The organism is Haloferula sargassicola (genome assembly GCF_040362925.1).
Taxonomy (GTDB): domain Bacteria; phylum Verrucomicrobiota; class Verrucomicrobiia; order Verrucomicrobiales; family Akkermansiaceae; genus Haloferula; species Haloferula sargassicola.
In genome coordinates, this window is sequence record NZ_BAABRI010000008.1 from 67,301 (window position 1) to 88,046 (window position 20,746).

The following is a 20,746-nucleotide window of genomic DNA, read 5'->3' on the forward strand; positions in this document are numbered from 1 at the left end:
GCGTGGAAATGATTCCCCGAATCGTTGTGGATACGAACGTTTTCATTGCCGCGATTCTGAGTCCGGACGGAAGCAGCCGGGAGGTGATCCGGGTGTGCTTGCAAGGACGGGCGTCCTCGGTCATGGGCCCGGCTTTGTTTCACGAGTATGAGGACCTGCTGTCGCGAGAGGATTTGATGGTGAAAAGCCCGATCGGGGCGGGTGATCGCCAGACTCTCTTCGCGGCATTCCTGTCCGTCAGCGAATGGATCAAAGTCTATTTCCTTTGGCGGCCCCATCTCCCTGACGAGGGCGACAATCATCTGATCGAGCTCGCTCTCGCTGGAAACGCGGGGACTGTCGTCACTCACAACAACAAGGATCTCGCCCATGGCGAACTTCGATTTCCCGAGCTGAAAATCCAGACCCCAACTCAATTTCTCGCATCCCTGCCATGAGCATTCTCACCATCCGCATCCCCGACGATAAACACGCTCGTCTCCGCCAACTCGCCAAGCACCGCGGGGTCAGCCTCAACAAACTCATCGAAGAGCTGGCCACGATCAGCATCGCTGAATTTGACGCTGAAACCCGTTTCCGCGCTCTCGCCGCGAAGGGTTCTCCCGAAGCCGGGCTTGAGATTCTCGACCAGCTCGAGGTGCATTTCCAATCCCCGACCTGACCCGTGATCCGGTCCGGCGATCAGGCGAGGGCGGCCTGGAGGGCGCGGACTTTGTCGAAGTCCTTGATGCCGGGAGCGCTCTCGGCACCGGAGGCGATGTCGATGGCGCAGGGGCGGACGAGGCGGACGGCTTCGGCGGCATTCCCGGGGACGATGCCGCCGGCGAGGATGACGGGGAGCCCGGAGTGCTGGCGGATGAAGTCGGCGGCGGCGGGCCAGTCGATCGTCCGACCGGTGCCGCCGTAGACGCCGGGGGCGTGGGCGTCGAGGAGGAGGGCGGCCGGCACCGCGGGCGGTTGCGCGTTGGAGAGGGTGGCGGAGCGGATCACGGGGATGCCGTGTCCGGCGAGCGTGTGCAGGTCGCTTTCGGGTTCATCCCCGTGAAGCTGGACGGCGTCGATGAAGCCGGCCTCGAACAGCTCGCGCGGCGGGTCGGTGCCTGCATTGACGAAAACCCCGACGCGCAGGATGCGGCCGGCGAGGTCGGCGAGGAAGCCGGCCTTGGCAGGATCGAGGTAGCGCTTCGATTTCGGCCAGAAATTCGCGCCGAGGGCATCGACGCCGAGCTCGACGAGCCGGTCCGCGTCCGCGGGCAGGGTGACGCCGCAGATTTTCAGCGAGCAGCACGAAGGATCGAGGAAGCGGGCGAGCACGGGGGGACTCTTGGGCCTTCATGCGTCATTTTCAAGCCGGGCTGCCAAGGGTGGGTTGCAGGATGAACCAGAGGGGGAGGATGCATGGGATGGGGGATTCTCCAATTTGAATGCCATCCTGCAAATCCATCTCATCCTCTTCATCCTGCGACTCTTTCGAAGGAGCCCGATACCCCACGACGTGCCTCGCCGCTTGAATCGGTGCGGAGGAAACTCGAAGCTCGGGGGCGTGATCCGGATTCGTGGGGCGAGGCAGCATAATTTGAGGAATCTCGACCTCGAGATCCCGCGCGAAAAGTTGGTGGTGGTGACCGGGCCGAGCGGAAGCGGGAAGTCGTCGCTGGCGTTTCACACGCTGTTCGCGGAAGGGCAGCGGCGCTTTGTGGAGTCGCTTTCGGCTTATGCACGGCAGTTTCTGGATCAGCTGGAAAAGCCGGACGTCGATGCGATCGAGGGGCTGAGCCCGGCGATCGCGATCGAGCAGCGGAGCGGCGGACTGAACCCACGATCGACGGTGGCGACCGCGACGGAGATCTACGAGCACCTGCGCGTGCTGTGGGCGGCGGCAGGGACGCCGCATGATCCGGAGACAGGCGAGCGGCTGAAAAAGATGGGCGCGGGCGACATCGTGGCGGCGCTCTCGGCGGAGCCGGAACGGACCAAGGTGGTGGTGCTGGCACCCGTGCCGCGGGAGGAGGCGGCGGATGGGGAGCGGCTGGTGGCGGACCTGAAGCGGCAGGGCTTCGTGCGGGTGCGGCTGGATGGGGAAATGATCGACCTCGACGAGGCGGAGTCGGCCTGGCCGGCGCGGGCGCGGGAGGTGGAGATCGTGGTCGACCGGCTGGTGGTGCGCGAGGGGGCGGAGTCGCGGATCGCAGACTCGGTGGAAACGGCGTTGCGGATCTGCGGCAGCGAGTCGCGGGTGCTGGTGCAGCGGCCGGAGTCGGACGAATGGGAGGTGCGATCGTTTCAGACCAGCTACCGGAATCCGAAGACCGGCTTCACGATCGGCGAGCTGACGCCGCGGCACTTTTCGTTCAACTCGCATCTCGGAGCCTGTCCGGCTTGCGAAGGGCTGGGGACGGAGCGGTTTTGCGATCCGGGCCTGCTGGTGGACGATCCGCAAAAACCGCTGGCGCAGGCGGTGAAGGGGTGGTGGAAGCCGAAGTCGCAGCGGGAAAAGATGTTCGCGCGGGAGGCGGAGGCGATGGAGCGCATGTTCGGGGTCGAGGGCGTGGCGTTCGCGGAGCTGCCGGAGGCTCTGAAGGTGCTGCTTTTCCATGGCGGGACGCTGGAAACCGGCTGGAAGATGGGCGCGGAGAAGAAGCCGCAGTTAAAAAAATACGAGGGCCTGTGCGTGGAGGCGGAGCGGAAGCTGCATGCGGCGCGCAGCGAGGCGGTGCGGCGGCGGATCCTGCGGGTGATGGCGGAGCGGCCGTGCCGGGTGTGCGGCGGGAAACGACTCAAGGCGGCGGTGCTGGCGGTGAGGATGGAGGGCGGTCGGCGGGCCGCCGACGCCACGGCCTGCTCCGGGCCGGAGCAGCCACGGTGGCTCGGGATCCAGGATTTCTGCGGGCTGCCGGTGGAGGAGGCGCTGGAGTGGCTGAAGGGCGTGCAGGTGCCGTCGGACCGGGCGGAGATCTGCGGGCGGTTGGTGAAGGAGCTGGAGGAGCGGCTGTCATTTCTTGAACGGGTGGGGCTCGGGTATCTCGGGCTGGATCGGGCGAGCGGGACGCTGTCCGGCGGCGAGGCGCAGCGGATTCGGTTGGCGACCCAGCTGGGCAGCGGCTTGACCGGGGTGCTGTACGTTTTGGACGAACCCAGCATCGGGCTGCACGCGGAGGACACCGGGCGGCTGATCGGGGCGCTGGAAGAGCTGCGCGACCGCGGAAATACGGTGGTCGTCGTAGAACACGACGAGGCGGTGATCCGGGCGGCGGACTGGCTGGTCGAGCTGGGGCCGGGCGCGGGTCGGGAAGGCGGGGCCTTGTTGGCGAACGGGCCGATGACCGAGGTGGCGGGCTCGCCGACCAAGGCGTGGCTGGAGCGGGGAGCGGGGAGCCGGGAGCCGGGAGCAGGAAAAAGCACGCTCGACTGGGGCGACGACCTGGTCATCCGCGGCGCGCGCGAGCACAACCTGAAGGGCATCGACGTGCGGATCCCGCTGGGCACGATCACCTGCCTGTGCGGGCCGAGCGGCAGTGGCAAGTCGACCTTGGCCGACGACATCCTGATGCGGGCGATGCGGCGGCATTTCCACGGTTCGACCGATCGGCCGGGGGCGCACGACGGGATCGACGGCTTCGAGCACATCGGCAAGGCGGTGATCGTCGACCAGGCGCCGATCGGCCGCAGCCCGCGCTCGAACCCCGCCACCTTCACCGGGGCCTTCGACCTGATCCGGTCGCTGTTTTCGAAACTGCCGCTCTCCCGGCAGCGCGGATACGGCCCGGGGCGTTTCAGCTTCAACACCCGCGGCGGCCGCTGCGAGCGCTGCGAGGGCGCGGGCCGGCTGAAGATCGAGATGCACTTCCTGCCCGATGCCTGGGTGCCGTGCGGGGCCTGTGGCGGCAAGCGCTTCAACCGCGAAACGCTCGAAGTGGCCTTCAAGGGTATGAACATCGCCGACGTGCTCGCGCTTTCCGTGGCCGAGGCGAAGCAGGTGTTTTCGGCGGTGCCGAAACTGGCGCCGCTGCTGGGGGTGATCGAGGACCTCGGCCTCGGCTACCTACGGCTCGGCCAGGCGGCGGACACGCTGTCGGGCGGTGAGGCGCAGCGGCTGAAGCTGGCCGTGGAGCTGGCGAAGCCCGCCGCGCCGCACACCTTCTACTTTTTCGACGAGCCGACGACCGGCCTGCATTTCGGCGATGTCGAACGGCTGCTGAAGGCCTTCCGCGGCCTGCGTGAGGCGGGGCACACGGTGCTGGTGGTGGAGCACCAGCTCGACGTCATCCTGGCCGCCGACCACGTGATCGACCTCGGTCCCGGCGGGGGAAAACGCGGTGGCCGGGTGGTGGCGGTGGGGTCGCCGGCGGAGATCGCGGGCATCCCCGACTCGCCGACCGGGCGGGCGCTGGCCGCAAAACTACGGAGCGAGAATTAGACAAGCCGCGGAAAAGGTATCGCTTGAAACCATGAACCCTCCTGAAGACCAGGTGATGCCTCAGCCTGCCCCACTTTCCCCGAACTCCACTCCGTCCTCGTGGCGCGAGTGGCTCAGCGAGCACGGCCCCCGGCTGCTGCTCTTCGCGCGCCAGCAGACCCGCTCCCAGGAGGACGCGGAGGACATCCTGCAGGACGCGCTCGTGAAGCTGGTCGACAAGATCGAGGCCAACGAGTTTTCCGGCGGCCAGGAAGCCTGGATGCCGTATCTCTACACCGCGCTGCGCAGGCTCGCGATCGACCTCGGCCGCAAGGATGACCGCCGCAAGCGCCGCGAGGACCAGGTGGTGGGCGATTCGATCGTGCAGTCGCAGGACGAGTTCCACCCGTGGTTCGAGAGCGATGGCTCCGACGACGAAACGCGCAAGCTGCTCGAGAGCGGCTTGAAGGAGCTGCCGAAGAAGTTCGCCGAAGTGATCGTGATGAAGATCTGGGGCGAGCGGACTTTTGCGGAGATCGGCGAGGCGCTCGACATTTCCCCAAACACCGCGGCCTCCCGGTATCGCTACGGTCTTGAAGCCTTGAACAAGAAACTTTCCGGAGCCCGCAGGAAGGGCGACCTGTCGATTTGAAACCTGTCATGGAAACCGAATTCCAACGCCTCGAAGACGAGCTGAAGCTGCTGATGCCCCGGCGCCTCGATCCGGCTCTGCTGGATTGTCTGGCGGTCTCGCTGGGCGACGAGGTCGCGGAGGGCACGCTGGAGGCCCGGCTTCACCAGGCGCGGCCCAGCCGTCCGAGCGCGGCCTTGTCGGAGAGTTTGGTGGCCACTCTGGACCGGATTCCCTTCCAGCCCGAGGCGAACACGCTGCGCTTTCCGGCCGCTCCTGCCGCCGCTCCCGCGGAAAAATCCCGCATGCCGTGGCTCGCCGCGGCCGCCGCGGTCGCTCTGGCCGGGGCCTGGACGGCGACGAAGATGAGCCCCCAGTCCCCTTCCATCACGAATGCTCCGGCGCTCGTCCGGCAGGATGCGGTGGATGCGCCGGCCCCCGTGGCATCCCGGGGTCTGGGCGGGAATTTCGTCCCCGCCTCGATCGACAGCGCGGTGCGCAGCACCGACGACCTCGGGGTCCGCTACAATCGCCAGGCCAAGCCCATGCGGGTGGTGCGCGTGACCTACATGGATCACATGAAACTTCGCAACGAGAAGGGTGAAATCATCGAGACCAAGGTCCCGAGGGTCGAATACGTGGTGATCCCCGAACGCGTGGATTGAAAAAAATGCCGAGACACGAAACGCCATCTACTGCGCTTCTAGTAGTGAAACGATTGAATGCGATGAAGACGCCCACTTTTTTCCCGATCCTCGCGCTGGCGGTCCCGCCCCTCATGGCGATCGAGCCGCCGGTGGACTCGACGCCGATCCCGCCCCGGCAGGCTCCGGCCACCGTCGATGATGCGGCTTCCGCGCCTCGCGCGGTGCCCGCGCCCCGGCCCGTGGAGATGGCGTCCGACCCCGCGCCTCCGGCGGAAGGCCAGGCCTATCTCGGCGTGGTGCTGGAAAAGGTGCCCGATTTCCTGTCCGAACATCTCAAGCTGGCTCCCGGGCAGGGAGTGATCGTCGGCGGGATCGTCGATGGCGGGCCCGCCTCTGAGGCCGGCTTGCAGAAGAACGACGTCATCCTCAAGGTCAACAACCGCGAGGTCGGTGCCCGGCAGGACGTGATCGACATCACCGGCAACATGGCGGTCGGTGATCAGGTGGCGGTCGAGGCCATCCAGGGTGGCGAAACGAAGGAGTTCACCGTGGTGCTCGGCGCCCGGCCCACGCCGCCGGACATCGGATCCTTCCAACGCCAGGGTTTTGGCCTGGACGAGCAGGGTCTCAACGGCCTGCCGGACCGTCACCGGGATCTGCTGCGCGATGCGCTGGAGCGAAACATGCAGCTGCTCGAGCAGTTCGATGAGGAAATGCCGCAGTTCGACCACGCCATTCCGAACGACATGATGAAGCGGCTGAGTCAGCAGATGAGCATGCAATCCAAAAGCATGAGCATCCAGAAGAGCGGCCTCAACTCGTCGATCCGCTTCACCGACGACGAGGGAAGCGTGGAACTCAGCAACGACGGCTCCGGCAAGAAGGCCAAGGTCAGTGATCGGGATGGCAAGGTGCTCTGGGAAGGTCCTTACGAAACGGAAGAGGACAAGGCCGCCGCGCCCGAACCCATCCGGCAACGGATGGACCAGATGGATTTCGGTGCGCTCGAATCGATGGATGGAAACGGCATCCGGTTCCGCTTCAACAAGGGAGGCCGTTACCGGACCGAAGATCAACTCGAAGCGCCTAAAGGGCTCGAGGACCCGGCTCCGGCTGGCGATTGACGGCGAAAAAAAGATTTCTCAGGGAGGCAAGACAAGGGCCCGTCCCGGATTCGTTCCGGGGCGGGCTTCTTTTCGGCCCGAGACCTGATCGTCGGCTGCCATGACGGTGCACGGTCGGCCGCGGCGGACCGCGCGCCGGGTGCGGATCACGGGTTGCGGGATTCGCCCCGGGCTGCTAAATCCCCGCCCCCCGGAGGAACCCATGAAATCCGTCCAACTCTATGACACGACCCTGCGCGACGGTACGCAGGGCGAGGGATTCCAGCTGTCGATGCTCGACAAGCTGAGGATCGCACAGCGGCTCGACGCCTTCGGCGTGGATTACATCGAGGGCGGCTGGCCGGGCTCGAACCCGAAGGACATCGAGTTTTTCCAGGAGGCCAAAAAGCTGGACCTCGCCCATGCCAAGCTGGCGGCCTTCGGCTCGACGCGCCGCGCCGGCATGGCGGTCGGGGACGACCCGCAGGTCCGCCTGCTGCTCGAGGCGGAGACCCCGGTGGTGACGATTTTCGGAAAAAGCTGGGACCTTCACGTCACCGAGGTGCTGCGCACCACCGCCGGCGAAAACCAGGCGATGATTCGCGATACGGTCCGGCACCTGAAGACCCACGGCCGCGAGGTGGTCTATGACGCCGAGCATTTTTTCGATGGCTACAAAGCCTCGCCCGAGCATGCGCTGGCCACGCTGAAGGCCGCGGCCGAGGGCGGCGCCGACGTGCTGGTGCTGTGCGATACCAACGGCGGCACCCTGCCGAGCGAGGTGATGCAGATCTGCCGGGCGGTGACCGAGGCGATTCCCGGCACCCCCTTCGGCATCCATACCCACAACGACTGCGAGCTCGCGGTCGCCAACGCCATCGCCGCGGTGAAGGCTGGCGGCGTGCAGGTCCAGGGCACCATCAATGGCTACGGCGAGCGCACGGGCAACTGCAACCTGACCTCGGTCATTCCGATCCTCCAGCTCAAGATGGGCATCGAGGTGGTGCCGGAGCTGGAGCAACTCAAGAGCCTCTCGTACTTCGTCGACGACGTTTCCAACAACCCGCACTTCGCCCGCGCGCCTTTCGTCGGGCGCACGGCCTTCGCCCACAAGGGCGGCATGCACGTGAATGCGGTGCAGAAGCTCGCCCGCAGCTACGAGCACATCGAGCCTGGCGCGGTCGGAAACACGCAGCAGATCCTCGTTTCCGAACTCAGCGGGCAGATGAACATCCTGCTCAAGGCGGAGAAACTCGGGCTCGGACTGGAAAAGGGATCGCCCGAGGCCAAGTCGGTGCTGGCCCGGGTGAAGGACCTCGAGCACGAGGGCTACTCATTCGAGGCTGCCGGTGGGTCGCTCGAGCTGCTGATCCGCAAGGAGACCGCCAGCTACGAAAAGCCTTTCGAGTTGAAGGAATTCCACACCTCCTACCGGCTTTATCGAGATGGCCACGATCCGGTCTGCGAGGCGACGGTGAAAGTCCATGTGGGCGACGAGGCGGAATACACCGTGGCCGAGGGTCGCGGCGTGGTGAACGCGCTCGACAAGGCCTTGCGGAAGGCGCTGAAGCCCTTCTATCCGGAGATTGCGGAGGTCTCGTTGCTCGACTATAAGGTCCGGATCATCGATGGTCACGATGCCACCGCGGCGAAAACGCGGGTGCTCGTCGTCAGCGGTGACGGCAAGTCCACCTGGGGCACGGTCGGTGTTTCTGAAAACATCATCGAGGCCTCGTGGATCGCCATCGTCGATTCGCTCGATCTCTTCCTGCAACGCCACCGCGCGAAACTTCCGCAAACCGAAACGGTCTGATGAAAGCCATCTTCATTCTTCTCGCCACCAGCCTCGCCGCGCTGGCCAATCCCGAGCCGCAGTTTCAGAATAACAGCCTGGATGGCTGGAAGAGGGAAGGGGCGGATGCCTGGTCGCTGGCCGATGGGGTCCTCACCGGCACCAACGACGAGAAAAAGACCGGCTCGATCCTGTGGAGCAAGGAGTCGTTCGAGGACTTCGCGATCGAGTTCGAGTTCCGCTTTTCCGGCGACATCGATTCCGGCGTGTTCCTGCGCAAGGAAAACGACCAGATCCAGATCGGAGTCAGCCGCTCGCTGAAGCGCGACATGACGGGCTCGCCGTACATCGCCTCCGAAGGCGGCTATCCCGTGGAGGCGAAAGGCGTGGCGGAATTGCTCAAGAAGGGCGATTGGAACCGCATGCGCATCGAAGCCCGGGGCCCGGAATACCGGGTGTTTCTCGGCGGAAAAGAGGTCGCGGTGTATCATTCGAAAACAGCGGCGGAGAAAGGTCCGGTCGGTTTTCAAGTCCACCCGGGCGTCGAAATGACCATCGAGTTTCGCAATATCTCGATCGGGAAGTTGGAATCATAGGCGGCATTTGGAACCTGGGCGGGATTGATTCGTGCGCGAGGTGACGTAGGTTGCCGGTCATGAAAAAGCTGCTGGCCATGCTGTTTGCGCTCGCTTCCGGAGTGGTGCTGTTTATTCCGGACATGTTGCCGTTTATCGATGAGGCCGTCGCTTTGATGATTCTGGTGAAATCGCTGCAAGTGCTGGGCGTGGACATCAGCCGCTTCATCCCTTTCATGAAGAGCGGCAAGAAGCCGGCGGCAAAGGACAAGGACGGCCCGGTGGTCGATGTCTGACCGCCCCTGCATGACCGGAATAAGAATCGCCGCCGCGGCTTCGTATGGGTGTTAGAATGCCCGCAGCGATGCCGAATACGAATCCCTCCCGCCGGCCGATCATTCTTGCGGTCCTGTTGACTCTGGGCGGGCTGGCGGTGATCGCGGGTTTGGCGTTTTTGATGACGCTGAACCTCCAGGTTGACGATCTCGCCACCGCGGAATGGCTCCGCTTCCTCGGCCGCTTCCATCCGGTGATGCTGCACCTGCCCATCGGCATGCTGGCCCTGGTGGTGCTGATGGAATGCGGGCGCTGGTTCCGCCGCTCGGATGCCTCGACGTTGTGGCCGATGTTCTTCACCGCCGCCTCGGCGGTGGTGGCGGCCGGCCTCGGCTATCTTTTGTGGCAGGGCCATCCCGACGACTACTCGGGCGATCTTTTGCAAAGCCACCTCCGCTGGGGGATGATCTTCGCCGGCCTCGCCGTTGCGGCCTTGGTCGTGAAGTCGTGGGTGGATGCCTTGGGAAAGGGCGGCTGGCTTTATTTCGCGATGCTCCTCGCGAGCGGCGGCGTGATGACCGTGGCCAGCCATGACGGCGGATCGATCACCCACGGGAAAACCTTCCTCACCGACGAAGCACCGCAGCCCTTGAAAGGCTGGTTGGCGGAGGAAATCGAAGCGACGCCCGCCCGCCCTACGGCACCCGAGCCCGTCGCCGAGAGCTTGCCGGTGAATGACGCCGCACTCAGCTACGCCAAGCACATCCAGCCGATTTTCGATGCGAAATGCGTGACCTGCCACGGCCCCGACAAGTCGAAGGGTAAGCTGAGGATGGACAGCTACGAGCTCACTCTGGAAGGCGGCAAGGAAGGCGAGGGCTTCGCGCCGGGCGACCTCGACAGCAACATCCTTTTCCGCATGGAACTGCCGCTCGACGACGAAGAGCACATGCCGCCGGAAGGCAAGAAGCAGGTGACGCCGGAAGAACTTGCCGCCATCCGCCGCTGGATCGAGCAGGGTGCGGAGGACAACTAAGGGCAGTGGCGACCACCGCCGACTGAAGGTAGGGACGACCGCCCTCGGTCGTCCGCCGCCTGTTGATGGGGCCGGCACCAGGGGACCCTTCGCGGTTGAGCGAGGGCGCTCGACCCTAGCGAGCGCTGAAGGTAGGGACGACCGCCCTCGGTCGTCCGCCGCCTGTTGACGGGGCCGGCACCAGGGGACCCTTCGCGGTCGAGCGAGGGCGCTCGACCCTACCTATCCGCTTGATGCCGGTCGCTCGCGGGGTTAGCCCCTGCGGGCCGCATGTCCGTATCGAACGAAATCCAGCGCGAGGTCGCGCGCCGCCGCACTTTCGCGATCATTTCCCACCCCGACGCCGGGAAAACCACGCTCACCGAGAAGTTCCTGCTCTACGGGGGAGCACTGAACCTGGCGGGCAGCGTGACGGCGCGGAAAAACCAACGCGCGACCACCTCGGACTGGATGGAGCTGGAAAAGCAGCGTGGCATTTCGATCAGCTCGACGGTGCTCCAGTTCGAATACAAGGACATGGTCGTGAACATCCTCGATACGCCGGGGCACAAGGACTTTTCCGAGGACACCTACCGCGTGCTGACAGCCGTGGACGCGGCCGTGATGGTGGTGGACGCGGGCAAGGGCATCGAGAGCCAGACGCGCAAGCTGTTCGAGGTCTGCCGCCGCCGCGGGGTGCCGATTTTCACCTTCATGAACAAGCTCGACCGGCCGTCGCGGCCGCCGCTCGAGCTGCTGGATGACTTGGAAAACGTGCTCGGCATCCAGGCCTTTCCACTCAACTGGCCGCTGGGCGACGGACCGCGTTTCAAGGGCGTTTTCGATCGCGAAAAGAAGCAGGTCCATCTGTTCGAACGGACGCCCGGCGGTGCCTTCAAGGCCGCCGTTTCCGTGAGCGACATCAGCGATCCGGCGGTGGCGGGGAAGCTCGATACCGGCGTGTATGAGCAGGTCACCGAGGAACTCGAACTGCTCGATGGAGCGGGCGCGGACTTCGATGTGTCGGCGGTCGAGTCCGGCGAGCTGACGCCGGTGTTTTTCGGTAGCGCGGCGAACAACTTCGGCGTGCAAATGCTGCTCGACCGCTTCATCGAGCTGGCACCGACCCCATCCGGCCGCAAGGCGGGCGAGGACGAGGTCGAGCCGGAGTCGGAGGAGTTCTCCGCCTTCGTGTTCAAGATCCAGGCGAACATGAACCCGAAGCACCGCGACCGGGTGAGCTTCATCCGCATCGTCAGCGGCAAGTTCGAGCGCGACATGAACGTCTTCCACACCCGCACCGGGGAAAAGGTCCGCCTGTCGAACTCGATGACGCTCTTCGGGCAGGATCGGGAGACGGTCGATGACGCCTACGCGGGCGACGTGGCCGGGCTGGTGGGCAATCACGACTTCCTGATCGGCGACACGCTCAGCTCGAAGAAGGATCTGAGTTTTGACGAAATCCCGCGCTTCGCTCCGGAGTGCTTCGCCTGGCTGCACAATGCCAGCACCGCAAAATACAAGCGCTTCCGCGCGGGCCTCGAACAGATGCTCAAGGAAGGGGTGGTGAGCGAGTTCACGCCGCTGGAAAACGACGGGGTTTACACGCCGCTGCTGGGCGCCGTCGGGCCGCTGCAGTTCGAGGTCATGCAGCACCGCCTGCAGGGCGAATACGACGCCGAGACGCGGATCGAGCACGCGCATTGGCAGCTCTCCCGCTGGATGCGGTTGAAAGAGGGAGAAACGACCAAGGACGATCTGCCCGAACTTTCGATGGATGTTCGGCTGGTGCGCGACCCGCACGGTCACCTGGTGGCGCTGATTCCGAGCCCTTGGATCCTGGGGACCTTTTCGGAAAAAAACGAGAAGTGGGAACTCAGCGAAGTGCCCTTTCCGCCACCATCGGAGTAGAAACAATGATCAAGCGCCGATGAACGCCGATGGATGAAGCGGAGTTTTTTCACATCTGCGTTTCTCTGCGTCCATCTGCGATGTTGAATGCTTGGGATGAACGAGATCGACCGCGAGGACTTCCGCAATCTGCTCGATGAAATCGGGCGGACGCGGATGCCCTTCGGAAAATACGGGCCGAAGGAGCACCCGCCGCGCGGCTATCCGATCTACGATCTGCCGGTGGAATACCTGACCTACTTCAAGGAGCGGGGTTTTCCGAAGGGCCGGCTCGGCGAGCTGATGGAGTGGGTGTGGGAGCTGAAGGCGAACGGGATGGACCCGATCTTCGACCCCATCCGGCAACAAAACGGCGGCCGCTCGCGGTTCAAGCCGCGGCGGCCGACGGAGTGGGACTTCGGGGAGTGAAAGACGTGGATCTCAGCCCGTCACCGGCTCCTCCGCCTTCCGGCGGTTCGGCCAGGAGATATGCTGAGCGCTGCGCCACTCGGCCAGCGTCGCCGCATCGGCGCGGAACTTGTTTTCCACCACCGCGTCGAGCTGCCTGCGTATCTTCATGCCCTTGGCGGCATTGTCGGCCAGTGCCGCCGTATTCGCCACCTGGTTGGAAAGCCCGGCGTCCTGGTCATCGTCCGCCTTGGCGAGCAGCTTGATGTCGTCGTCCAGATCCTCAAGGAAATCGGCCGGCATCTCGAACTCGATGAACCACGCCTCATGTTTGGCCGCCTCCTTGTGGAAGGCGCGGGCGCGGGTCAACAACGTCTCATAGGAGCCCGAGCGCGGCAGGCGGAACGCATCGTCGAACTCCGGGGTATCTTCGGCTTCGGCGATCGCTTCCGCGGTGCGGCGGATCGCCTCCATGTCCTCCCTGACCAGCCCGGCGGCGTGGGCCTTGGCGCTGGTGCCGCCGTGGAAAGCATCGCTGCCCACCAGCTTCTGCACTCCGTTCTCCTCCATCGCCGCGACCACCTCGCCCACCCTGATGAATAGCTTGGCACCGCGCGACTCCGCTGCGAAAGCCGCCCCATGTTTCTCGCCAAAGCCTTTGATACGGGCAAAGGCAGCATACTGATTTCGAATCGTGTCGTTGTTCATGAGTGGAATAACCTCGGGTTTTTACGAGGTTGGAGCCCATCCTAACCGGCACATCCGCAGAGGAAATCAAAATGTGCGGAGTGACGAGAAGGTCGGCACGAGCCGCAAAGAGATGTCTTCGATCGCTCGAAAACACGCACGGAGGGGAAAAAACACGCCTCCATCTCCGGAAGCCCCGCACGGAGGCTGGAAAACCTCCCGCCGGGCCCGCGCAACGCCGCACGGATAGCCACGCGCCGCTCATGGACTCCGGAAAACGCACACGGAGAGGGGAAAACCATCCCGGGAGGGCGTGGAACGGTGCGGAAGTGGCCATGAACCCTCCGGAGAGCACCGACCTCCCACCCTTGAAGCAGGAGCCATCAGGCGAGTGGATGGAAACGCAGCCGCACTCATGGAGCCTCCGCGCATGGCCGCGTTCCTCGGCGGTTTGTGGTGGGCAGGCGGGGTCGTTGCCCTTGGACCCGCGGTCACGAACCGGCGTCCGCGGTATCGGGGGACGGCGGCAGGCCAGAGCCAGCTGGCGGCGGTGGATTTCCCGGCATCGCGGGGGAAGACGCGTCGGGCGGCAGACGGCGGTGAGCTTTCTCCGAGCCTAGTAAATAGCCTGCGATGGAACCTAGCAGACCGAGGACGGGGGCGATTTGCTCGGCGCTGTAGCCGACGATGACGAGGAACACCGCGCTGATGATGATCAACGGGAGCGCACAGATTTTCAGCACCGCCATCGGTTCGCGGTCACGATACAGAAGGAACGACATGATGCCGAAAATGATGATGCCGAAGAGCAGCACGGCCAGGGACAGGGAGATCACGTGATTGGCGTCCCAACCATTCGGCAGGGTTCCCTGGGGCCCCAAGTCGGCTCCGTTCGTGTTGCCGCCGATTGTGTTTGGCCGGGTCGGATCCAGGTAGTCCTCCACGAGGCCCGCGAAGGGGTCGCCTGGGTCTGGATGGTTCTTTGCCATGGGGATTATTCGGTTTTAGCGAGATTCTCTATCCGTGTGTTGAGGGCGACCACCTCAGCGCGCAGACGTGCGACCTCCCTCACAAGAATGGCAAACTCCGACTTGGAGGGCCCAGGAGGAGTTGAAGGTGGATATTGGGGGGTCATTGGGTTGCCGGCACCCGCCGGTGGAAAGTAATCCGGCGGGCGGAGGGTTTTGGCGAAGGAGGTGATGATCGCCCGGGACTGGGCATCGGTAAGTTTGTCTCCGCTCAAGGCTGATGCGAGGGTGTCCGCATCTGCAATGGGAAGCTCGCGTATCGAGGGGATGGATTTCGCCAGCTCGGCCACGCCGGCAACCCGCTCTTCGGAAGTCGTCGCGGTGGCAATATCCCCGCGGAGTTCCGCAAAGTTCTCCGGCAGCTCGACGTGGACCACGCGGTCCTCGGATGTCGCGGTCTGAGCAAACATCCAGTGGGGGGCCAAGACGCTGGCTATGAGAAGGGGGATGGTTTTCATGGGAGGTTCAGAATCCCTTCAACGGCCAGGCGGGCTTCCACGCGCGCGACGATTTCGCGGACGACGGGATGGAGCGTTGCAGGATCGGTGATGCGTTTGTGAGGATCGCTCATGGAGATGATGGTTTGGAATGGGGGCGCCGAGGGGCTCGACTGGCAATGAAGCGTCATCCGGCTTTCCAAGAGATGACCTCATGCGAATCGGCGATTCGCATTCGTGGTCGCGGCTTCAACCGACAGGGTCGGGTGATTCAGGTGCTGCCGGGCTGTCATCGGGCTTGCCGAAAATCACGACAAGCTTGCTGTCATCCGGGCTGAGGAAGCTGGAAACGAGGTTGAATCCCGCGAACTCGGGACGAGTGCGTGTTTCGTTGAGCTTGTCCTCGAGATGCGCGAGTTCAGAGCCAGCGATCTTTCTAACAAGGTATTTCATGATTCGAAGTTGAATGTCGGTTTTACAAGTCATCGATCTGTTCGACGGCCTTGATGGTTTCCGCTGTATGGGCGGGCGTCTCGGCGTTCGCTACGAACATCGCGGTGGCGGCGGCGCTGTTGACGCCATCGGTGCCTGTGGCGAACAGCTCCTTCACGTTCATCCCGATGAAGAGTTCCTTGACGCCGGATTCCACCACGAGGGCTCCCACGACGTTGGGAACCCGATCAGCGTCATTGATGGGGCTATAGACGGGCTGCCCGGACGAATTCTCGACCGTCTTGCCAGTAGGGACAGAGTAGATCTGATTGCGGATGTAGCCTGCCTTGGCTTCGTAGGCCGCGTTCTTTTCATTCTGTGCGACGCTCAATCCGATCACGGTATTGACCGATGCGAGAACGTTTTCTCTGGCGACGTTGCAGGAGGTGATGACGAAAGCAGGGAGCGCGAAGTACAGGTGGCGGATCATTGGTTCTGGTTGTTGGGAGCTTGTGGGGCGAGGTTGCGGGCGCGCACGGTGAGATCGAATGGTGTTGCCTGAACCTCAACGAGCTCATCACCGGCTGCGGACGGATCAATCCCTGTCTGATGGCGTAGGACGACTCCTGCGGAGACCCCGTCGGATCCCGCCACGACTCCGATGGCACTCAGGGACTGGCTGTCCACTGCGTGGGTTCTAACGGTATCCACCCAGCCGAATCCGATGATCCACTTCCGTGCGACCGGGCCGGGAGGGGATTGACATCCTGTCAGCAGGGCGCTCGCGGCGCCAAGAGTCATGGCAAGGAAGGGATAGGGCACGTCCGGGTCAATGGCTTGAGTCAGATCCCTCTCAGCTTGTGGAGGCGGTCGAGGCTTCCCCCCGCGGAAGCGGTGAAGGTGACCGGGCCTCCGCTGGATGCGTCAACGATGCGCGCCAGCGTTCCCCTCACCGTTGGCTCGTCGTCATCGAAGCCGCCGTGGCTGGTCGAACCGGAGGCGAGGAGTGGTTCGGAGTGGTTGTTCGGGGCGACGATCCAAGTGGCGGACTTGTTGCTGAAGAGGCCGTGGATTTCGGGATCGGCGTCGATGAATTTCGCCATTCCCAGGATGGGCGCTCCCGGCCACTTCCAGCGGAACGGTTCGTATTCTTCCTCGAAGGCTCGGGAGACGAGATAGAGCAGGGATTTGTTGTAGATCCGGGCACAGTGATCGTCCTGCTCGGCCCGATCGCTCAGGGTGTAGAGAGCAAGTTCGCGGATGCGGCGGCCGGGGCCCGACAGGTGGGGCAGGTAGTGTTTCTTGAAAAACGGCACCGTGCAGGCGGGGGCCCAAAGGTGGCAGGTGGAGATGGTCGAGAATTTGGCGATTGCCGAAATGACAGGCCCCATGAAGATCGATCCAGCACTATGGCCGGCGATGTGGATATCGATGGACGGGTCCTCCGCCACCAAGGCCTTGAGCGCGTGAATCACCGTCCGTGCCCCGCCGCCTGCATGGGTGGTCGCTCCGATGGCGTTCTCCTTCATCTCACTCCATTGAGCCTTGCCACCCAGGTGCCGCGCGATCGGTTCGAGAGTGTCGTCGAGTCGGTCGAGCATGAAGTCCTTGGTGGCATCGAGGATCCCTTCGGACTTCCGCCGCCTGAAGGCCTCGCTGAGGATGTTGCCGAGGGTTGACCAGAAGTCGCTGTGCCAGATGAAGGCCAGGGGGTAGACCTGGGCCTTGAGCATGGCCTCCCGGTACTCGGCCACTCGTTGGACGGCACCCTTTTCTCCAACCAAGCCACCGTGCGCGTAGAGAAGGATGCGTTTCTTCGGCCAATCGGCGGTGATGCGGAGGAAATCCCGGCGGATGAAGTTGCGGATTTCCTCGGTGGTGTTGGCGAAATCCCCGCGGTCGCTGGGGAGCCCGTCGTTGCCCAGGCTGACGATGTGAGGGCGGAGATCCGCCGCCGTGAAAGCCTGGCCCATTTGCGCGGATGGGAAAGTCCCGGCCGCATAGGCGATCGGGCTGTCGATCTGGACCGGGGCGCCAAGCCGCGCGACCCAGGCATCGGTGCCGTTCTGCAACCAGTCGTAATAGGAAAGGTGGGCGAAACCTTCTTTTCCCCAACCGTCTCCCCACGAGTTCTGGATCCAGAATCCTTTGGAGTCATAGCCGACGATGGCGAAGGCGTGACCGCCGAGCGCTGGGGCGGAGTATTGGATGGTGCCGTTCTTCTTCACGGCATCCCAGCCGCCGTGGACCATGGCGGTGGCGAAAAGGATGCCCGTCTCGCTGATGGCCGAGTGCATGGCCACCAGGTCGCGATGATTGACTCGGAAATAAGCGCCGAGAGGCCGCTTGCGGGCATCATCGAGCCGTGGGTGGTTCGGGTTCGGGTCGCTTTTGCCGAACTTATAGGGCCACAGATCCTCGCTGCAGACTCCGAACTTGTGCCAACCCTTCATCGCGCCGCGGGCGCTGGAACCTTCGTAATCTTCACCGGCCCATTCGTCGTTGCGCTTCGCCATTTCATAGAGCATGCGGGTGCTGACGGGGGTCGGGTCCGGGGAATCGCGACGGGTGGCGAGAAGATAGTTGGCGACGGCAGCGAGTCCGAATCCGGTGCATGCCCCTTCCTGACCTTGGTCGAGGACGGACGGACCGTGCGTCTGGTAGAGTTCCAAAGGGCGGGTTGCGGGCACCTCCACCAGAGTCGGCACATACATCAAGTCGCGGAAATCAAGTGTGTCGGGACGCGCTGACAGGATCCGACCCCCTAGCTTTGGCTCGGAGGATCCGCTGGTTTTCGGACGACGGCGTTGGCCGCGATGGGTGCTCATGAGATTTGGGGGACTCGGAACGAGTTAACGTTCTAGTGTGACGTAAACCAATGAATGCCGTCTGAGACAAGCGTTCGTCGTGTGCAAATTCGAAGCTATGATAAGGAATGGTTAACGGTTGGGAAAAAATTCAAACGGCTTGATGAAGTGTAAGCAGGTATTCTATCAGCGGTATTGACTTGTCCCCCGAGAAAGAGTGTCCTGCTGGAAACTTGGTATTGTTATCGTCGTGAGAATCGTCAGACACGGGAACCGTTTGAAGATCCTGGGGTTCGGGTGTGAGGTGCATGGCTGCCTGGCGTCGCTGGCCTTGGAGGAGGGTTACCGAGTGGCGGCGGTGAGCGAGAGGATCAGGGTCTGTGAAGGCTATCTCCGGGAGATGTTCCTGCGCGATCTCGGGGTCACCCCGAAGCGGTGGATGAGGGAGGAAAGGCTCGGAGTGGCGAGGAAAAGACTCGATCAGGGAGCAGATCTCCGCGAGGTGGCTGCGGAATTGGGATTTGCGACTCCGGGGAATCTGACGCGCGAGTTCCGGACGCTCGTCGGGATGACCCCGAGCGCTTATCTTTCGCGCCGTATCGCAAAGGAGCCGGATGAGCCTGGCGGGAGTTTGACAGGCTGAAAGCCTTCCCTGTTGATCAGGGGATGGGGGTCATCGGCCCCTGCCATTCATTGCGCCTGCCAAAAACTGGAAAAGCGGCGGGAGGTCATAGCGGATAACATCATGGTTCTCCGTCAGGTCCGCGGCGCCTGAAGGCACGACCGGCCGACTCACCGCACCGAGGAAGAGATGAGGTTACCGAGCCCAAATCCATGAATGAAATCGATTCCTATGCAGCGCCCTAGCGTGACCTCTGCGTTCTCCTGTCTCTTCTCGGTGCCACTGCGGGAAATGGGCTCGTGTCGCCGGTCGATTCGAGAGCGAATCTGACGGAGGGCGATCAAATCCCCCGTCGGCCCACCGGGAATGGTGCATCGCGATCGCGGCTGATCGCTGACGCCCCTTCGGTGGCTGCGCCTACGGTTAGGCTTCTTCCTCGATGACGATCCGCGGGAAGACGGGCTTGGGCTTGCCGGTCGGGTGGCCGTCTTTGATGAGGCCCCACTTGAGGTCGTCGAGCTTGAGAGAAAGAAGGCCGTCGTGACGGAGCTGGTTCGCGAGGCGCGAGGCGGGCTCGGGGAGGACCGGGGAAAGGAGCACCGTGAGGTGGGCGAGGCTTTCGACGAGGTGGGCGAGCACGGTTTCGAGGCGTGCCTTCTGCCCCGGGTCCTTGGCAAGTTCCCACGGCTTGTTCTGCTCGGTGTAGGCGTTGCAGTGGGTGACGTGGTCTCTGAGGCAGAGTAAAGCTGGACCCGGATCCCATTCATCCATCGCAAGCTTGTAGGCGGCGGTGGACTCTACCAGCGACTGGCGCAGAGCCATCTCGGCTTCGCCGGGCTCGTGCGAAGTACGACAGATGCCGTTGGTGAAGCGCGCGGTCATGTTGAGCGCGCGGTTGCAGAGGTTGCCGAGTTCGTTGGCCAGCTCCTGGTTGTAGAGCATCACCAGGCGCTCGGGGTCGAAGTCGGAGTCCTTGCCGGTGACGATGTCGCGGACGAGGTAGTAGCGCACGGCGTCGGGGCCGAAGCGGTCGGCGAGTTCGTCGGGGTCGACGACGTTGCCAAGCGACTTGGACATTTTCTCGCCCTTGATGTTCCACCAGCCGTGGACGAGCAGGCGGGGGATCTGCTCATCAGGGAAGCCCATGGCGTGGAGCATGCAGAGCCAATAAATGCCGTGGGCGGGGACGAGGATGTCCTTGCCGATGATGTGGACGGGGGTGGGGGAGCCGTCGGAGGGCCAAAGCTTCGCGAAGTCGGGGAGGCCGGCTTTTTCATCGGCGAGGTAGCCGGCGAAGGAGGCGTAGTTGATGAGGGCGTCGAACCAGACGTAGGTGACGAACTCGGGGTCGAAAGGAATCTCGATGCCCCAGCGCAGGCGCTCCTTGGGGCGGGAGATGCAGAGATCCTGGTCGCCGGAGCGTTCGAGCGCGCCGACCAGCTCGTTGCGGCGGAAGCCGGGGATCACGCAGGCTTGGTGTTTTTCGACGAAGTCCTTGAGCCACGGGATGTGGTCGGAGAGGCGGAAATACCAGTTCTCCTCCTCGATCTCGACGACCTCGCCCCACTCCGGGCCGAACTCGCCGGCCTCGTTGCGGTCGCGGTCGTTGAGGAACTGCTCCTGGCGGACGGAGTAAAAACCCTGGTAGCCCTTTTTGTAGAGCTGGCCCTTTTCCTTGAGGGCGGCGAGGATCTGCTGGACGCAGGCCTTGTGGCGGTCGTCGGTGGTTTCAGCCCAGCCGTCGTAATCGACGCCGAGTTTTTTCCACAGGTTGAGGAAAAGCTTGGTCTTCTTTTTGGCGAAAGTGGCGGGATGGATGCCTTCTTTTTCCGCGGTCTGCTGGACCTTCTGGCCATGCTGGTCGACGCCGGTGAGGAAGTAGCACTCGTCGCCGCGCAGCCGGATGTAGCGGGCGAGGACGTCGGCGAGGACTTTCTCGTAGGCATGGCCGATGTGCGGCGCGCCGTTGGTGTAGTCGATGGCGGTGGTGAGGAGCATGG

At 63.7% G+C, this 20,746-nt stretch carries 21 protein-coding genes; 13 read left to right on the plus strand and 8 right to left on the minus strand.

Annotation, left to right across the window (positions count from 1 at the left end):
* Nucleotides 1-8 precede the first annotated feature (8 nt).
* Nucleotides 9-437 (plus strand): putative toxin-antitoxin system toxin component, PIN family, encoded by a 429-nt coding sequence (locus ABXH26_RS08340; protein ID WP_353566592.1) that lies wholly within the window; start codon nt 9-11, stop codon nt 435-437.
* Nucleotides 434-661: a toxin-antitoxin system HicB family antitoxin gene (locus ABXH26_RS08345; protein ID WP_353566593.1), complete on the plus strand. Its 228-nt coding sequence runs from the start codon at nt 434-436 to the stop codon at nt 659-661. The genes ABXH26_RS08340 and ABXH26_RS08345 overlap by 4 nt, the downstream gene beginning before the upstream one ends.
* Before the next feature lie 20 nt (nt 662-681).
* On the opposite strand, the gene ABXH26_RS08350 is transcribed toward ABXH26_RS08345, so the two are convergent.
* On the minus strand, nt 682-1,314 hold the full coding sequence (locus ABXH26_RS08350) for a phosphoribosylanthranilate isomerase (RefSeq protein ID WP_353566594.1): 633 nt from the start codon (nt 1,312-1,314) through the stop codon (nt 682-684).
* Between the two features lie 229 nt (nt 1,315-1,543).
* Here ABXH26_RS08350 and uvrA point away from each other — a divergent pair, with 229 nt between their 5' ends.
* The 10 genes from uvrA to ABXH26_RS08400 all read left to right on the plus strand — a co-directional run bounded on the left by uvrA (nt 1,544) and on the right by ABXH26_RS08400 (nt 12,754).
* Nucleotides 1,544-4,417: an excinuclease ABC subunit UvrA gene (uvrA, locus tag ABXH26_RS08355; RefSeq protein WP_353566595.1), complete on the plus strand. Its 2,874-nt coding sequence runs from the start codon at nt 1,544-1,546 to the stop codon at nt 4,415-4,417.
* A 31-nt stretch (nt 4,418-4,448) separates the two neighbouring features.
* Nucleotides 4,449-5,048, plus strand: a complete 600-nt coding sequence (locus ABXH26_RS08360; protein ID WP_353566596.1) for an RNA polymerase sigma factor — start codon at nt 4,449-4,451, stop codon at nt 5,046-5,048.
* Between the two features lie 8 nt (nt 5,049-5,056).
* Nucleotides 5,057-5,692, plus strand: coding sequence for a hypothetical protein (locus ABXH26_RS08365; protein ID WP_353566597.1), 636 nt, complete (start codon nt 5,057-5,059; stop codon nt 5,690-5,692).
* A 62-nt stretch (nt 5,693-5,754) separates the two neighbouring features.
* The gene (locus tag ABXH26_RS08370; RefSeq protein WP_353566598.1) at nt 5,755-6,798 is read left to right on the plus strand and encodes a S1C family serine protease; all 1,044 of its coding nucleotides are present in this window, start codon (nt 5,755-5,757) and stop codon (nt 6,796-6,798) included.
* 202 nt (nt 6,799-7,000) lie between these two features.
* Nucleotides 7,001-8,590, plus strand: a complete 1,590-nt coding sequence (cimA, locus tag ABXH26_RS08375) for a citramalate synthase (protein WP_353566599.1) — start codon at nt 7,001-7,003, stop codon at nt 8,588-8,590.
* On the plus strand, nt 8,590-9,165 hold the full coding sequence (locus ABXH26_RS08380) for a 3-keto-disaccharide hydrolase (protein WP_353566600.1): 576 nt from the start codon (nt 8,590-8,592) through the stop codon (nt 9,163-9,165). Before cimA ends, ABXH26_RS08380 begins: the two co-directional genes overlap by 1 nt.
* Nucleotides 9,166-9,224: 59 nt before the next feature.
* Nucleotides 9,225-9,440 carry a hypothetical protein gene (locus ABXH26_RS08385; protein WP_353566601.1) on the plus strand — a complete coding sequence of 72 codons (216 nt, stop codon included), beginning with the start codon at nt 9,225-9,227 and terminating at the stop codon, nt 9,438-9,440.
* Nucleotides 9,441-9,508: 68 nt separating this feature from the next.
* Nucleotides 9,509-10,456 carry a c-type cytochrome domain-containing protein gene (locus tag ABXH26_RS08390; RefSeq protein ID WP_353566602.1) on the plus strand — a complete coding sequence of 316 codons (948 nt, stop codon included), beginning with the start codon at nt 9,509-9,511 and terminating at the stop codon, nt 10,454-10,456.
* A gap of 270 nt (nt 10,457-10,726) precedes the next feature.
* Complete coding sequence (locus ABXH26_RS08395) at nt 10,727-12,346, plus strand: peptide chain release factor 3 (protein ID WP_353566603.1); 1,620 nt, start codon at nt 10,727-10,729, stop codon at nt 12,344-12,346.
* Nucleotides 12,347-12,442: 96 nt separating this feature from the next.
* On the plus strand, nt 12,443-12,754 hold the full coding sequence (locus ABXH26_RS08400) for a DUF3820 family protein (RefSeq protein WP_353566604.1): 312 nt from the start codon (nt 12,443-12,445) through the stop codon (nt 12,752-12,754).
* 12 nt (nt 12,755-12,766) lie between these two features.
* On the opposite strand, the gene ABXH26_RS08405 is transcribed toward ABXH26_RS08400, so the two are convergent.
* The 6 genes from ABXH26_RS08405 to ABXH26_RS08430 form a co-directional block, all read right to left on the minus strand.
* Entirely contained in the window at nt 12,767-13,441 is a 675-nt protein-coding gene (locus ABXH26_RS08405) for a hypothetical protein (protein WP_353566605.1), read from the minus strand.
* Nucleotides 13,442-13,911: 470 nt separating this feature from the next.
* Nucleotides 13,912-14,409: a hypothetical protein gene (locus ABXH26_RS08410; protein ID WP_353566606.1), complete on the minus strand. Its 498-nt coding sequence runs from the start codon at nt 14,407-14,409 to the stop codon at nt 13,912-13,914.
* 5 nt (nt 14,410-14,414) lie between these two features.
* Nucleotides 14,415-14,906, minus strand: coding sequence for a hypothetical protein (locus tag ABXH26_RS08415; RefSeq protein WP_353566607.1), 492 nt, complete (start codon nt 14,904-14,906; stop codon nt 14,415-14,417).
* Nucleotides 14,907-15,134: 228 nt separating this feature from the next.
* Nucleotides 15,135-15,338, minus strand: coding sequence for a hypothetical protein (locus ABXH26_RS08420; protein ID WP_353566608.1), 204 nt, complete (start codon nt 15,336-15,338; stop codon nt 15,135-15,137).
* Between the two features lie 22 nt (nt 15,339-15,360).
* Nucleotides 15,361-15,807 (minus strand): hypothetical protein, encoded by a 447-nt coding sequence (locus ABXH26_RS08425; RefSeq protein ID WP_353566609.1) that lies wholly within the window; start codon nt 15,805-15,807, stop codon nt 15,361-15,363.
* A 352-nt stretch (nt 15,808-16,159) separates the two neighbouring features.
* Nucleotides 16,160-18,031 carry a C1 family peptidase gene (locus ABXH26_RS08430; protein ID WP_353566610.1) on the minus strand — a complete coding sequence of 624 codons (1,872 nt, stop codon included), beginning with the start codon at nt 18,029-18,031 and terminating at the stop codon, nt 16,160-16,162.
* Between the two features lie 343 nt (nt 18,032-18,374).
* Here ABXH26_RS08430 and ABXH26_RS08435 point away from each other — a divergent pair, with 343 nt between their 5' ends.
* Nucleotides 18,375-18,767: a helix-turn-helix transcriptional regulator gene (locus tag ABXH26_RS08435; RefSeq protein ID WP_353566611.1), complete on the plus strand. Its 393-nt coding sequence runs from the start codon at nt 18,375-18,377 to the stop codon at nt 18,765-18,767.
* Nucleotides 18,768-19,169: 402 nt separating this feature from the next.
* Here the strand turns inward: ABXH26_RS08435 and metG are convergent, their stop codons facing one another.
* On the minus strand, nt 19,170-20,744 hold the full coding sequence (gene metG / locus ABXH26_RS08440) for a methionine--tRNA ligase (protein ID WP_353566612.1): 1,575 nt from the start codon (nt 20,742-20,744) through the stop codon (nt 19,170-19,172).
* Nucleotides 20,745-20,746 lie beyond the last annotated feature (2 nt).